A 13,845-nucleotide genomic window follows, 5' to 3' on the forward strand; every position below is an offset into this window, starting at 1 on the left:
GTATTACTGTGAAGTCGTGACAATCCGCGCAGGATTACCCACCACTGTTGCGCCCGCAGGGACACTTTTGGTGACTACGGCGCCCATACCGACAATCGCGCCTTTACCAATCACCAAAGGCTGATCGGGGGTGCCTTGCTTAATCATGGCCCCTGCGCCAATATAAGCATGGTCGTGAATATGAATATTACCGTTGCATTTTACGCCTGGCGCAAAGGTAACGAAATCCCCAATCACACAATCATGCTCGACATAGCTATATAAATTGGCGTGGAAGCATTTTCCGATTTTAATATTGGAGGTAATGGTGACAAATGGACTGAGTGCTGAACCTTCTGCAATTTGTACTTCATCCATGAAAATGACGTTGTCAGCACAGATTGACCAAAGCTGAATACCATCCACTTCTAAACGCTGGGCAATTTTTTCGCGTACACGACTATTGGCAATCGCAATTTGCACGTATTTTCTTGATGCTGATTCATTTAAAAATGCTGAATAATTCATGGCACGATGACCATTCACCTCACCCATCTCTGTTAAGGCATCATCAATAAAGACAATTTCAGAACTGTCTTGTTCACGGGCTAATTGCTGCCGTGCCACCGGCATGAGACTACGCCCACAGCCCGATGCCCCATAAATCGCAAACAGTTTAGTCATTTTTATGTTCCGCAGAGCCGGTAAATTTGCTCATGGTTGCCTCACCTTCCGCGCTGATATCATCTTTGGCAATCACTTTTTTTATGGTTTTCAGCATGATTTTAAAATCGAGCCACAATGATTGGTTTTCAACATACCATGTATCGAGTTCGAATTTCTTTTCCCATGAAATGGCATTGCGACCATTCACTTGCGCATAACCCGTGATACCCGGACGCACGTTGTGACGTTTGGCTTGCTCGCTATTATATAAAGGTAGATATTCCATCAGTAATGGACGTGGACCAACAATACTCATGTCACCTTTAATCACGTTCCACAATTCAGGCATTTCATCGAGACTGGTGGCACGGAGCATTTTACCAAATGGGGTGAGACGTTCACTGTCGGGTAATGGGTTGCCCTCAGCATCCAGCGCATCTTTCATAGTGCGGAACTTAATCATTTCAAATGGTTTGCCATGTAAGCCCGGACGCACCTGACGAAATAGCACTGGCGAACCTAAATTCTTTTTCACCTTATGAGCCACCAAAGCATAAACAGGAGACAGCAGCACCAGCGCAGATGATGCGATCACAATATCCAATAAGCGCTTTAACATGGTTCACTCTTAAGATTAGATGAAGATGGGGAAATGGTATCCATTTCTAGCAATGATTATACCCTGTTCGAGACCATCAGATTTGTAAAATATTTCAACCGTCAAAGGGACTCAAGTAGTGCCCATTCCAAAAGATCCCGAAAATATAGTCGTTTAGAGATCGGTCCAACGACGATTGACTGCATGACCCGGGTTATTCATGCTGATCACCTTCGCGTAGTTTCCTACCGCAGTTGCATTTTCAGGAATGTCTTTCGTCACAACGCTGCCCGCACCGATAGTGGCATTATTGCCAATTTTTACATGCTCAATAATGCAGACATTTGGCCCAATATAAACATTGTCACCAATTTCTGCTGCTTGACGGCCGCCATTGGCACCAATCGTTGTAAATTGCGATAAATTTACATTATTGCCAAGCACAGTCGTAGGGTTAACAACCAGCGGCCCGCCATGACCAATAAACAGACCATATCCAATTTGAGTTGTGGTATGAATATCTATGCCGTACTGCTTTTTTTTATAATAATAAATGGGATAAGCCAACTTTGCCCAAAATGATTTTGCACTGGCCAAACGCAGCCAAAATGAAAAATTAAAACCACGATTGAAAAAATAAGTTTTCAAAAATGATTTAAAACCAAGATTGCCCGTATAACGGTATAAATCACTTTTTATATATTTTAAAGTCATCTGGATCGCCTCTTAAATTGGGTGAATCGCCTTTAATGGATACCCATTTCAGCCAGCAAATGCTTATTCACTTGATGCACATCATATTTATTCAGCGCAATTTCTCGCGAACGCTGTCCCATATACTCAATCAGTTTTGGATCTTCAATAAAGTATTGCATGCATTGCACCAAATCATCTACAGACTTCACTCCGACCAAATAACCATTCACACCGTGCGATACCGTTTCACGACAACCTGGTGCATCGGTGGTAATAATCGCCCGTCCCATAGCCATCGCCTCTAATACCGTACGTGGCGTGCCTTCACGGTAGGAGGGCAACACGTAGACCGAGCTTTCCGCAATTGCAGGACGTACATCACTCAGTTTACCCCAATAGTTGAGGCGACCATCGGCAATCCATTCATCAAGTTCGGCTTTAGAAATAGCTGATGGATTATCATCAATCCAACCGACCAAATGAAACTCTGTTGCTGGGTGTTTTGCTTTGATGATCCGCGCGGCTTCGGCATATTCACGTACGCCTTTATCACCAAGCAAACGTGCAATCAGTAAGAATGAAGCTTTGACTATCCCCGCATCATTTTGCGGTAAAGGCAATACATCAAAGTCTTGTACATTGACACCCGAACCATTCACCACCACCGTCGGCTTTTCGGCATCAAGCAAATGCATCTCTTGAAATAATTTGAGATCATCCGGATTTTGGAAAAAGACTTTGTCGCTATGTTTTAAAGCCTGTGCATATAAACCATGCACCAGTTTTTGAAACAGACTGCGTTTGCCCGATTCTACATTTTGGAAGGCATAACCTAGACCGGTAATTAAAGCAAAACGATGTGGTACTTTTGCAAGCCATCCAGCCAGCGTGCCGTAAATGACTGGTTTAATGGTATAAGACAGCACATAGTCAGGCTGAATTTGACGGATTTGCTGATAAAGATGTTTTAACAGTTTTAAATCTGCCAGTGGATTGGTGCCTGTGCGCTGCATGGGAATATCATGTACGGTGTATCCGAGCGACTGCAACTGTTGATATTCGTCAGGGAACGTACTCAGCTCAGGTGCCATGATGTGAATCTCATAGCCTTGATTTGCAATCGCTTCTAACAGCTTGCCACGGAAGTTCAGTGCAGAGGGCAAATAACTGCATATCATTAAAAACTTCATGCCTGTTGGCTCCACACCTGCATATATTGACTGCTGACCGTTTCGATACTGAAATTCTGTTCAACCCGTTCACGCGTTGCTTGTTTTAAAGCGTGTTTTTCTGCTTCTGTTTTTTGCACATACACCAAAATTGCATCTGCCAAAGCTTGTGCATTGCGTGGCGGTACAATTGCACCTAAGTCCTGCACAATGTATTTAGCATCGCCAACATTGGTACTAATACATGGCACCCCTGATGCCATCGCTTCCACCAAAACATTCGGAAAACCTTCGGTAATTGAAGTCATGAGGAATGCATCAATCGATTGATAAAAAGCAGGCATATCTGAGATTTGATCAAGCAAATACACTTTTTGAGCATCTAGCTGATACTGCTCGAACATAGTTTTCACTTCATGATTCTCTAGGCTTGCACCGCTGCCTGCAATTTTAAAGATGATGTTTTTATCTTTCAGCAAACCCATAGCTTCAAACAAATAGGGATAGCCTTTGGCCGTATGGTAACGCCCTGCAAAACCAATCACGGTTGGTTCATGCAATTGGGGATTAGGCTGAAACTTATCGAGAAATACGCCATTGGCAATCACTTGGCTATTGCCATTTTTAAAGCCGAAGGCCTGATGCTGCTGCATAGACGAATGCGCACAATAAATAATAGCACTAGGTTGCTGTGACAGTATTTTGCTTATGCCCAAGGCAATCTTGGTGCTGATTGATTCATCTTTAGGAGAAGCAAGAGAATGATGAATACCCCATACGACCTTTGGTTTTTTCGCTAAACCAATAACACTCAGACTGGTCAATGCATTGGCATGGTACATCCAGCATTGCACCGTTGCGGGCTGTAGATTTTTGAGTAATGCGCGCAGCTGACTCACCGTACTCAGCGTATTTAAACCATTCCAACCGAGCGCATAATGCGACTGACAACGCTCTAAAGTACTTTGATACACCTTGGAAGTTTTCATCAGTGCAATGATCACGTGCTGATAGTCATGTTCAGTTTGCTGAATTAAGCGTGCCAACATCATTTCGGCACCACCCACGCCTGCAAAGTTGGTGATCACATGTACCATCAAAGGTTTGCTCATGCCGCCGACTCCATCATTCGCAAATACTGCTTGAGCACGGTTTGCTTATGAAACTGCTGAATATGTGATTCAAAATCAGCATCTTGATATTGCACATAATCTGCAAATATCGCTTGCTGCATCGCTTGGGTTAAACCTGCCTGATCATTACATTCAACCAATAAACCAAACTTAGAGTTTTCTAGAATTTCCATTGGTCCACTTGGACAGTTGGTACTCACCACTTTCACTTTAGAGGCTAAGGCTTGAATAAGTACACCCGGCAAGCCTTCCCAATTCGAGCTTAAAACAAATAGCGATGCATATTTAAAATAAGCGTATGGATTGGCATCAAAGCCCGGCAAATCCACCACGTCTTTTAAACCCAAGTCGGCAACTAGAACTTCAAACTCTGCACGCAATTCACCCTCACCTAAAATCAATAATCGGGTTTCAGGATGCTGATCATGCAAGGCTTTAAAAGAGCGAATCAGAAAACCAAAGTTTTTTGCTTCAGTCAGGCGACCTACCGCCAAAATCACTTTATTGTCATTATTAAAAAAGCGATGTGTGACAGATACTTTCAGTTTTTCAAAATAGGTATCATCCAGTACAGGGTTATAAATGGTGCTCAGATTATTATTTTTATAGCCATAATATTCACGAAAATCGGCTTCAACCCCTTTGGAAACACAGACCACTTGCTGTGCCATGGGATAAGTCCAATTCACCAAAGTTTTCAGCAAAAATTTGGCAAGACCTTGCAATTTTAAGTTTTTGGACGGCGTAGATACTTCACGGAAGATTAATCGCGTTTTAACACCTGCGAGTTTTTTCGCAATACCTGCCACAATATTGGTGTGGGTTTGTGTTGCGACTAAGCAGTCGTATTGCTCAGCTTTCATTTTTATTTTTAAAGGCGTGATGCTATTCATCACCCGACCGCAATTAAAATTCACCAATTGAATTTTCGGGCTGACTTCAGGCAAGAGTTTGGCTTTATCACCTGTGACATTACACACGCCCAAATGAATATTTAGACCTTGTTCCGCAAAGCTGTTGGCGAGTTGAATGACTGTACGTTCTGCACCGCCACCGCCCAAGCTCGGCAAAAAGAACATGACTTTATTCAACATATGCAGACCTAAATTTTAAAATGGGAGAATATTAATGCAGTGTTTTTGAGGCTTGAATCGCCATGGCACGCTCAACACGCTCACGATAATCCGTGATGCCAGTAAGCTCACTGTCACTGGCACAGGTGCTTTGAATTTTGGCTTGATAATCAGCAAAACTGGATACCACTTTGGCAGGCACACCAATCGCCACGCTATGATCAGGAATATCTTTTGTCACCACTGAGCCTGCACCAATCACCACATTTGAGCCAATGCTCACGCCTGGCATTACAATGGTATTGACCCCAATAAACACATGCGAACCAACTTGAATTGGGGCAAAGCGTTGATAGCGCTTCCCTTGCTCATCTTTGACTAGACAGGTACTGCCATCATGGGTAATAAATTTCACCCCTGAAGTGACCGTCACATGGTCGCCAATGCTAACCAAGAACGGTTCTGAGCCCCAACTTTTAATATAGATTCGGCAGTTTTCACCGACTTTCACACCTTTTTTACGTGCATAAGCCACACTGCCCTTCGCCATAAAATAAGCAAGATCAAACAGCTGTCGAAAAGCAGAAACCATAAATGCCATACGCATGACCTATGTCAGGATCAGAAAATCAAAAGGGAGAAAATTAAGCTGAATATTTTACGCTGAAAATCTACTTTACGATATGGAAACCGCAGTCACGATACAGGATGAAAAAAAAGATCAGAGCGATTTGATTTTTTTAACAGGACTACCGACATAGATACCTGATTCATCCAAAGGTTTCGAGACGAGGCTACACGCGCCAATCACCGAATCACTTGGAATTTTCACACCATCAAGTACCGTCACCCGTGCACCAAGCCAAATATTTTCACCCAAACTCACGCCTTGTTTGGTAATCGCATCTTTCACCAACACATCAGGTTCACCAAATTTATGATTACTGGCAATAATGATGCTTTGCGTGCCAATGCGGGTGTTGTCTCCAATGCTGACACCGCCACAGCCATTGATAAATGACTTCGAGTTAATGCTGACATCTTTACCAATCGACACCTTGCCACCAAAGCATTTGATATAACAACTTTCACCAATAAAACTGTTATCCGCGATTTCTAAAATTGCACCTTGCTCGACGATTAAACTGACATGATCGCCAATATAAACATTGTTGCCGATCTTCACTTGTCCGCTAATATCGACCGTACAGGCTTTGCCGAAATAACGAAATTTGGTGCCAAAAGCCACATTATAAAATTGCTGACGGCATTGTGCAGTGAACCAATTTATCAGTTTTAACAGTTTAAAAAACATCAGCTTTTGTTTCTCCACACCACATATAAAATGGCAAAATTATAAATGATCAGTGCTACAGGCACCGCAAGCAACATATATACCTTATCAGCAAAGACTGCATAGAAGCCTGCAAATAAAGCGAACTTAATCATGAGTTCTACGATTTGCAACTTAAACAGCACTTGGCTATTGCGCTTAGCAATCAGAAAAGCTGAGCTTGGCGGATTACAGAAAATCGCCCAATAGCCCAAAGCTAAAATTTGGAAATAGCTCGAAATACCCACCCATTCACTGCCAAAAACCCATAAATATAAAGATTCAGGCAATACAAAGACCAAAGCAAATAATGGCAGTGAAACCAGACTGAGTAGTACACTCGCCTTTAAAGCACTTTGATTGGAATCCGTGGTTTTAAATTTGCGAATAAAGAACTGACGCAAGGTTTGCGAAATCAGGTTGATCGGCACACGTAAAGTCCGCTCGACAATGGCATAGAAACCCATCGCCTGCACACCGACAAAATGCGACACCACATAATACGGCAAGTTATGCGAAAAACTATTCAGCAAGGCATGCGGGGTATTGGCATAAATAAAATCTTGATAATGTTTAAATGCCTGCCAACTGACTTGATAGAGCTGATACTTCAATAGGTAGAGCAACATCGCCACGATCATCAGGATCGAGCTGACATTGTAGCTATTGACCAGACTGATCTGCATGAACAGTGGCAAACTCAGTTGTACTACAACGACGATCGCACTTCTAAAAATATTTAGACCTGCACAAAAATATTCTTTATGTACAGCAAATTGATAATTATAAACGCTCTGAATCAGCGTATTGGCAAGCACACCCGTTGCAACAGCAAACGCCATTTCAATATTTAAAATCAAGCTGATAACAATGCTACTCATCACAGCGATTACTGTTGAGAATATAGCCCCTTCAAAGATCAGGCTTTTTTTATCTTGTTCCTCAGCGACCAATAGCGCTTGATCCAAACGCAAATTGGCTACTGTTGAAAGCACACTGACAATCGCCAAAGCAATGCCATACGCGCCAAAGTCAGCAACAGAATACAGACGTGTTAAAACAGGAAGTGCGATAAATGTCATTATCGCACCTGCCAGTAAACTTAAGGTAATCAGTCCAATGGACTGATACTTTGCGAAGAGTTTCGCAATCATCGGTTCAAGATCATTTTAAGTTATTGACGTACCAACGCATGGCCAATTGAATGCCTTCGGCAATTTTAAACTGCGGTGCATAACCCAAACCTTGCTCAATTTTGGCAATGCTGGCTTGTGAATGACGTACATCACCCGCACGGAACTCACGGTACACAGGATCACGCTCAAAGTTCACCGCATTTTCAGCAAGTGCCACCTGAATGGCACGATATAACTCATTCAACGTAGTACGGTCACCCACAGCCACGTTATACACTTGGTTTTTAGCGTCATCAGATGCAGTTGCCGCCAAAATATTGGCTTGAACCGTGTTATCGATAAAGCAGAAATCACGGCTGGTTTCACCGTCACCATTGATGAAGACATCTTCGCCAGCGATCATTGATGCCGTCCATTTCGGAATCACCGCAGCATAAGCACCGTTTGGATCTTGGCGCTGACCAAACACGTTGAAATAACGCAAACCAATCGCTTTAAACCCGTATGTACGTGCAAATACATCGGCATACAATTCATTCACGTATTTGGTCACTGCATACGGTGAAAGCGGATTACCAATATTTTCTTCGACTTTTGGCAATGCAGGATGATCGCCATAGGTTGAACTGCTGGCGGCGTATGTGAAGCTGGCAACACCTGCATCACGCGCAGAAGTAAGCATATTTAAGAAACCGCTGATATTGGTATCATTGGTCGTGATCGGATCGGCAATCGAACGCGGCACAGAACCTAAAGCAGCTTCATGCAAGACATAATCCACACCGGCACAGGCTTTTTTGCAGTCGGCAAACTGGCGAATATCACCTTCAATAAAACTGAATTTTGCCCATTGCTCAGCAGTCACTAAACTTTGCACTTCATCCAAATTATGCTGATGACCTGTAGCAAAGTTATCTAAACCCACTACGGTTTGGTTGAGCTTGAGCAATGTTTCGAGAAGATTCGAGCCGATAAAGCCCGCAACACCTGTGACCAGCCATGTTTTAGGCGCTGTTTTAAGGTTTTCACATACCTGTTGATATTGATTCATTTTGGTATGCCCCTCTTACAAACGAAGATCAGATTCAGCTTGAGATAACACGTATTTCAAGTCATACAGCACATGATCAGCTTTACCCAACGCACGGATCGCATCTAAGCCCATGTCTTTAAACTGGTGATGCGCAACCGCTAAAATTACAGCATCATACTTGCCATTTTCCAGCGCCTGCACAGGGCTAATGCCGTACTCATGTTCAGCCTCAGCTCCATCGACCCAAGGATCATAGACATCAGCATCAATATGGTATTCTTTCAGCTCATTCACAATATCAATAATGCGGGTATTGCGGATATCCGGACAGTTTTCTTTAAAGCTTAAACCTAAAATTAAGACTTTGGCATCTTCTACTTGAATGCGTTTTTTCAGCATAGCTTTCACCAACTGAGTGACCACATAAGCCCCCATACCATCATTTAAACGGCGGCCCGCTAAAATAATTTCTGGGTTATAACCAATCGCTTGCGCTTTATGGGTTAAATAGTACGGATCAACACCGATACAGTGACCGCCAACCAAACCCGGGCGGAACGGCAGGAAATTCCACTTAGTACCTGCCGCTTGTAATACCGCTTCAGTATCAATGCCCATTTTATTAAAAATCAATGCCAATTCATTAATTAAGGCAATATTCACATCGCGCTGAGTGTTTTCAATGACTTTCGCCGCTTCGGCAACTTTAATGCTGGCTGCTTTGTGTGTGCCTGCTTCAATAATTAAATTATAAACTTGATCCACATAATCAGCGACTTCAGGCGTAGAACCTGAGGTGATTTTTAAAATATTCGTCACGCGGTGCAGTTTATCACCCGGGTTAATACGCTCAGGGCTATAGCCTGCATAAAAATCCTGATTAAATACTAAGCCTGAATTTTTCTCTAAAACAGGGATACACACTTCTTCAGTTGCACCCGGGTATACCGTCGATTCATACACCACGATATCGCCTTTTTTCAGCACTTTTGCAATGCTTTCTGAGGCTTTCACCAACGGGGTTAAATCCGGCTGCTTATATTCATCAATCGGGGTTGGCACTGTGACAATAAAGAAATTACAGTCTTTTAAATCTTCTAAATTTGCGCTGTAACTTAACTGAGCCGATTGTGCTAACTCTTCAGGAGAGACTTCTAAAGTATGATCACGTCCGCTACGTAATTCATCAATACGCTTCTGATGAATATCAAAGCCCACCACGGGAACTTTTTTTCCAAACTCAACAGCTAGCGGTAAACCGACATAACCTAATCCGATTATGGCAATTTTTAATTCGGAGAGTTGTAACATACTGAAGCCTATGTCATCGATGAATCATCAATCATCGTTATGTTGTAAATAGCGTTAAATTATATCAGAAAATCAAATTTCGATTGTGTAATGATGTTCTATGTCGACTGTAATTTTAACCAAAAAAGATTTATAGGATTAAACGATTCACCCTATAAGACCAACATTGCTCATCTCAAGAAAATTTAAATAACAATAAGATCTTTAAGATCTTTAAAAGATATTCATCCATGCATGTGTTGACTAAACACACGAATTAAAACAAATGTTAAGCTATATTCTGCAAAGTGAATAGTATAAACTTAGTAATCTAAAATGAGTAATTTGGGTGCTTTAGCCCGCATTTTAATGATTCAAATATTTTATAAATAGGATTTGTATTCGAGTGAGTTACTATCGTTATAGCTGCATGTTAGCTTTGAGTCTAAGTATGACGGGTTGTGCCATTACTTCAGGCTTACAAACCTATGACCTTCCTAAAGAAGGCACATTTCAAACTGATTTAGGTTCGACAGTTAATGTTATTAAACTAACTCAAGAAAATTTAGCTGCTGTTCAACCCGCTCAGGTTAACCAACAAAATTTTGCTCACTTATTTAATCAACATCAAAAGAGCTACCTCTTAAGTTCAGGCGATATCCTCACGATTTATTTATGGGCTTACCCAGAAATCACCCCACCTAATAATACAGTAAATAATAATGATGCTTCCCAAGCAAATGGTTATCAAATTGATCAAAGTGGTTACATTCAGTTTCCGATTATTGGTCGTTATAAAGCTGCAGGCAAGCCACTCACTCAAGTCAATCAGGAATTGCGTAGTCAACTCGCTCGTTACTTGAAAACCCCAGATGTGATTGTTCGCGTCCTTTCCTATCAAGGTCAACGTTACTCTGTCCAAGGTAACGTAATGAAAGGTGGTCAATTTAATCTGACCGACCAACCTACCAGCGTATATACTGCACTTGGTCTTGCTGGCGGCGTAAATACGCAATTTGGCGACAATACGTCTATTACCTTGGTACGCCACGGACAAACCTATACGTTAAATACTATCCAATTAGAACAGGCTGGCTATTCACTACATAATCTTCTCATCCAACCAAATGACACAATTTATGTCAACTCACGTGAAAACCAAAAAATTTATGTGATGGGAGAGTCTGGCAAAAACCAATCTTTACCAATGCGTGAACAAGGCATGAGCCTCAGTGATGTCCTTGGTGAAAGCCTAGGGCTTAACTCACTCTCAGCGAATCGTAGCAAAATTTATGTAGTTCGTAGTGATATGAATAGCTCAATGACTGAAATTTACAATTTAGATTTAACCAGTATTGGTGACTTTGGGCTCGCAAACCAGTTCAAAATGCGTAGCAATGATATTGTATATGTTGATGCAACTGGTTTAGCTCGCTGGCAACGTGTGGTTAACCAAGTCATTCCTTTTTCAAATATGATTTATAATTTAGATAGGTTTGGTCAGTAAAGTTTTATATTATTAAAATGTCTTTTTAAGTCATTAAATATTTTCCCTAATTACCAATCTCATTCTTATTCTTTAGCAGTAAATACATGAACACAGAATCAAACTTGCAAGATGACACAATAGATTTAAAAGAGTTATTTTTTACACTTATTGCACAGTGGAAATTAATTATACTTTGTACATTTTTCACTTTTATTTGTGCAATTTTATATTTACGCAGTAGTGACGCTATTTATCAAACTGATGCATTAGTACAAATTAAATCAAATAGTACAAGTCCCTTGGCCAAACTAAGCTCTGAAATGGCAGCTATGGCAAGTTTTGCTGGCTTAGGTGGAGCAGGCGGAAATTCAACACAAAGTGAAATTGAATTATTAAAATCACGTGCGATTTTTGGCCAAGCAATCCAAAATTTAAATTTAGATCTATCTATTCATCCGCAAGAAAATATTCTACATAAAGTTTTTTATAATGATGAGTCTAGTTTAGATTACAATCAAAAAGGCATTATATTTTCATCAAATACAAATAATAATCAACTAAAATTTACTCAGTTCATTACACCTAAAGAATATGAAAATAAAACTTTAGTTTTAAAAATTAATAATGACCAATACTCAATTTTTGATGAAGAAACAAATAATTTATTAATTAAAGGAGAGCTTAATCATATTTTAAATCATACAGGTTGGAAAATTAACATTTCTGGCTCAGTCGTATCTGAACAAATATTCAATATTCAAAAGCACTCCTTACCTGCGGCTATGTCTAAAGTACTCAATGATTTTAATGTTGAAGAAAAAGGTAAAGGTACTGGCATATTAGAACTTACTTATCAAGGTATTAACAAAACCAATATTCCTGAAGTTCTTAATACAGTCCTTAATATCTATAAAGCGCAAGATATTGATCGCAGTGTAGCTGATAAAAATCAACAAGTTGCATTTTTAGAAAAGCAACTACCTGAATTAAAAAATGATTTAGATAATTCAGAGCGACAATTCAACCAATTCAGAGAAAAATTCGGAACAATTGATGTTAAAGAAGAATCTGAGCTATATCTAAAACAAAGTATGGAGCTTGAAACTCAAAAAATTCTACTTCAACAAAAACAAGCTGAATTAAGCGCTCAATACACATCTGAACATCCAGCAATGCAAGCCATTGGTGCTCAATTAGCAACAATTAGCTCTAAAATCACTGAAATTAATGGAAAAGTTAAAAAACTTCCAGAAATACAACGCTTATATTTGCAATATTATCGTGATGTTGAAATTAAAAACAAACTGTATACTAATTTATTAGGTACCTACCAAACTTTAAATGTAGCGAAAGCAGGTGAATTAGGTAAAGTAGATATTATTGACTTTGCTGTTGAACCCGTTAAACCAATAAAACCACGAAAACTTATTGTACTTATTGCTTCAATTCTAGTTGGAGGTTTCATCGGTGTATTCATTGCCCTTCTTCGCAACTTGATGAATACAGGTATCCGAAATCTTAGTCTTATTGTACGTGAGCATGATATTAAGAATTTTGGTGAAATTTCACAATCAGACCAACTCAATAGTAAATCAAAAAATTATTTACCTACTTTAGCCATTAATCACCCAACTGAAAAAATTGTTGAACAAATACGCCAAGCAGCTAATGCAATTTATTCTACAACTCAACTTAAACAAAAACCGATCTTTCAAATTATAGGTACTTCTAAAAATATTGGTACAACAACTTTAGCTGCGAACATTTCAATTGTACTAGCGCAGCTCAATTTAAAAGTGGTACTTGTTGATACTAATCTAAGAAATGGTCATCTTCACGAATATTTCAATATAAATAATCAAGCTGGCTTAAGCGACTACTTAGAATCTAAAGTAGAGTCAAATACCATCATCGTGCCTACCCAACAAATAAACTTAGACATAATTATTTGTGGTAATAAAGTGCCTAACCCAATTTCAACTCTCAGTAACGATAAACTCACTACCCTGCTTGAAACACTAACCCAAAAGTATGATTTAGTGATTTTAAATAGTTCACCAATCATTGATTTTTCTGATAGTGTAATATTAGCTAAACACATAGATACTCATGTATTAGTCTCTCATTCAAGTTTAACTACAACAAATGAATTAGAAAAAGCTTTAGAGTATTTTAAAAATTCAGGTTTTAAATTTGATGGCGTGATTTTGAATGGTGTTCCAAAAATCCCTTTTTTAGTTTAAAAAACTA

At 40.0% G+C, this 13,845-nt stretch carries 13 protein-coding genes; 2 read left to right on the forward strand and 11 right to left on the reverse strand.

The window, feature by feature from the left end; all coding sequences use genetic code 11:
- Positions 1-3: 3 nt before the first annotated feature.
- The 11 genes from FTT98_RS07870 to tviB all read right to left on the reverse strand — a co-directional run bounded on the left by FTT98_RS07870 (position 4) and on the right by tviB (position 10,127).
- Entirely contained in the window at positions 4-663 is a 660-nt protein-coding gene (locus tag FTT98_RS07870; RefSeq protein WP_180041234.1) for an acetyltransferase, read from the reverse strand.
- Positions 656-1,264, reverse strand: a complete 609-nt coding sequence (locus FTT98_RS07875; RefSeq protein ID WP_180041232.1) for a sugar transferase — start codon at positions 1,262-1,264, stop codon at positions 656-658. The genes FTT98_RS07870 and FTT98_RS07875 overlap by 8 nt, the downstream gene beginning before the upstream one ends.
- A 153-nt stretch (positions 1,265-1,417) precedes the next feature.
- Positions 1,418-1,957 (reverse strand): serine O-acetyltransferase, encoded by a 540-nt coding sequence (locus tag FTT98_RS07880; protein WP_180003610.1) that lies wholly within the window; start codon positions 1,955-1,957, stop codon positions 1,418-1,420.
- Positions 1,958-1,989: 32 nt separating this feature from the next.
- Entirely contained in the window at positions 1,990-3,129 is a 1,140-nt protein-coding gene (locus tag FTT98_RS07885) for a glycosyltransferase family 4 protein (RefSeq protein WP_180041230.1), read from the reverse strand.
- The gene (locus tag FTT98_RS07890) at positions 3,126-4,220 is read right to left on the reverse strand and encodes a glycosyltransferase (protein ID WP_180041228.1); all 1,095 of its coding nucleotides are present in this window, start codon (positions 4,218-4,220) and stop codon (positions 3,126-3,128) included. The genes FTT98_RS07885 and FTT98_RS07890 overlap by 4 nt, the downstream gene beginning before the upstream one ends.
- Positions 4,217-5,335 carry a glycosyltransferase gene (locus FTT98_RS07895; protein WP_180041226.1) on the reverse strand — a complete coding sequence of 373 codons (1,119 nt, stop codon included), beginning with the start codon at positions 5,333-5,335 and terminating at the stop codon, positions 4,217-4,219. Before FTT98_RS07895 ends, FTT98_RS07890 begins: the two co-directional genes overlap by 4 nt.
- 31 nt (positions 5,336-5,366) lie before the next feature.
- On the reverse strand, positions 5,367-5,915 hold the full coding sequence (locus tag FTT98_RS07900) for an acyltransferase (RefSeq protein WP_180041224.1): 549 nt from the start codon (positions 5,913-5,915) through the stop codon (positions 5,367-5,369).
- A gap of 120 nt (positions 5,916-6,035) precedes the next feature.
- On the reverse strand, positions 6,036-6,629 hold the full coding sequence (locus tag FTT98_RS07905) for a DapH/DapD/GlmU-related protein (RefSeq protein WP_180003620.1): 594 nt from the start codon (positions 6,627-6,629) through the stop codon (positions 6,036-6,038).
- Positions 6,629-7,801: an oligosaccharide flippase family protein gene (locus FTT98_RS07910; RefSeq protein WP_180041222.1), complete on the reverse strand. Its 1,173-nt coding sequence runs from the start codon at positions 7,799-7,801 to the stop codon at positions 6,629-6,631. The genes FTT98_RS07905 and FTT98_RS07910 overlap by 1 nt, the downstream gene beginning before the upstream one ends.
- Positions 7,802-7,811: 10 nt before the next feature.
- Positions 7,812-8,834, reverse strand: a complete 1,023-nt coding sequence (locus FTT98_RS07915; RefSeq protein WP_180041220.1) for an NAD-dependent epimerase/dehydratase family protein — start codon at positions 8,832-8,834, stop codon at positions 7,812-7,814.
- A gap of 15 nt (positions 8,835-8,849) precedes the next feature.
- Positions 8,850-10,127: a Vi polysaccharide biosynthesis UDP-N-acetylglucosamine C-6 dehydrogenase TviB gene (tviB, locus tag FTT98_RS07920; RefSeq protein ID WP_180041218.1), complete on the reverse strand. Its 1,278-nt coding sequence runs from the start codon at positions 10,125-10,127 to the stop codon at positions 8,850-8,852.
- A gap of 409 nt (positions 10,128-10,536) precedes the next feature.
- Between tviB and FTT98_RS07925 the strand changes: the two genes are divergently transcribed.
- A complete protein-coding gene (locus tag FTT98_RS07925) occupies positions 10,537-11,613 on the forward strand; it encodes a polysaccharide biosynthesis/export family protein (protein ID WP_218954607.1) in 1,077 nt (358 codons plus the stop codon).
- Positions 11,614-11,699: 86 nt separating this feature from the next.
- Entirely contained in the window at positions 11,700-13,838 is a 2,139-nt protein-coding gene (locus tag FTT98_RS07930) for a polysaccharide biosynthesis tyrosine autokinase (protein WP_180041216.1), read from the forward strand.
- Positions 13,839-13,845: the final 7 nt, after the last annotated feature.

It is taken from the genome of Acinetobacter sp. YH12039, from assembly GCF_013420015.1.
Lineage (GTDB): Bacteria > Pseudomonadota > Gammaproteobacteria > Pseudomonadales > Moraxellaceae > Acinetobacter > Acinetobacter amyesii.

Bases quoted from the DNA above. Each gene is read 5' to 3' on its own strand.
- FTT98_RS07910 (WP_180041222.1), bottom strand. From the start codon at position 7,801: ATGATTGCGAAACTCTTCGCAAAGTATCAGTCCATTGGACTGATTACC.
- FTT98_RS07930 (WP_180041216.1), top strand. From the start codon at position 11,700: ATGAACACAGAATCAAACTTGCAAGATGACACAATAGATTTAAAAGAG.
- FTT98_RS07875 (WP_180041232.1), bottom strand. From the start codon at position 1,264: ATGTTAAAGCGCTTATTGGATATTGTGATCGCATCATCTGCGCTGGTG.
- FTT98_RS07890 (WP_180041228.1), bottom strand. From the start codon at position 4,220: ATGAGCAAACCTTTGATGGTACATGTGATCACCAACTTTGCAGGCGTG.
- FTT98_RS07915 (WP_180041220.1), bottom strand. From the start codon at position 8,834: ATGAATCAATATCAACAGGTATGTGAAAACCTTAAAACAGCGCCTAAA.
- FTT98_RS07925 (WP_218954607.1), top strand. From the start codon at position 10,537: ATGTTAGCTTTGAGTCTAAGTATGACGGGTTGTGCCATTACTTCAGGC.
- FTT98_RS07885 (WP_180041230.1), bottom strand. From the start codon at position 3,129: ATGAAGTTTTTAATGATATGCAGTTATTTGCCCTCTGCACTGAACTTC.
- FTT98_RS07895 (WP_180041226.1), bottom strand. From the start codon at position 5,335: ATGTTGAATAAAGTCATGTTCTTTTTGCCGAGCTTGGGCGGTGGCGGT.
- tviB (WP_180041218.1), bottom strand. From the start codon at position 10,127: ATGTTACAACTCTCCGAATTAAAAATTGCCATAATCGGATTAGGTTAT.
- FTT98_RS07900 (WP_180041224.1), bottom strand. From the start codon at position 5,915: ATGGCATTTATGGTTTCTGCTTTTCGACAGCTGTTTGATCTTGCTTAT.
- FTT98_RS07880 (WP_180003610.1), bottom strand. From the start codon at position 1,957: ATGACTTTAAAATATATAAAAAGTGATTTATACCGTTATACGGGCAAT.
- FTT98_RS07905 (WP_180003620.1), bottom strand. From the start codon at position 6,629: ATGTTTTTTAAACTGTTAAAACTGATAAATTGGTTCACTGCACAATGC.
- FTT98_RS07870 (WP_180041234.1), bottom strand. From the start codon at position 663: ATGACTAAACTGTTTGCGATTTATGGGGCATCGGGCTGTGGGCGTAGT.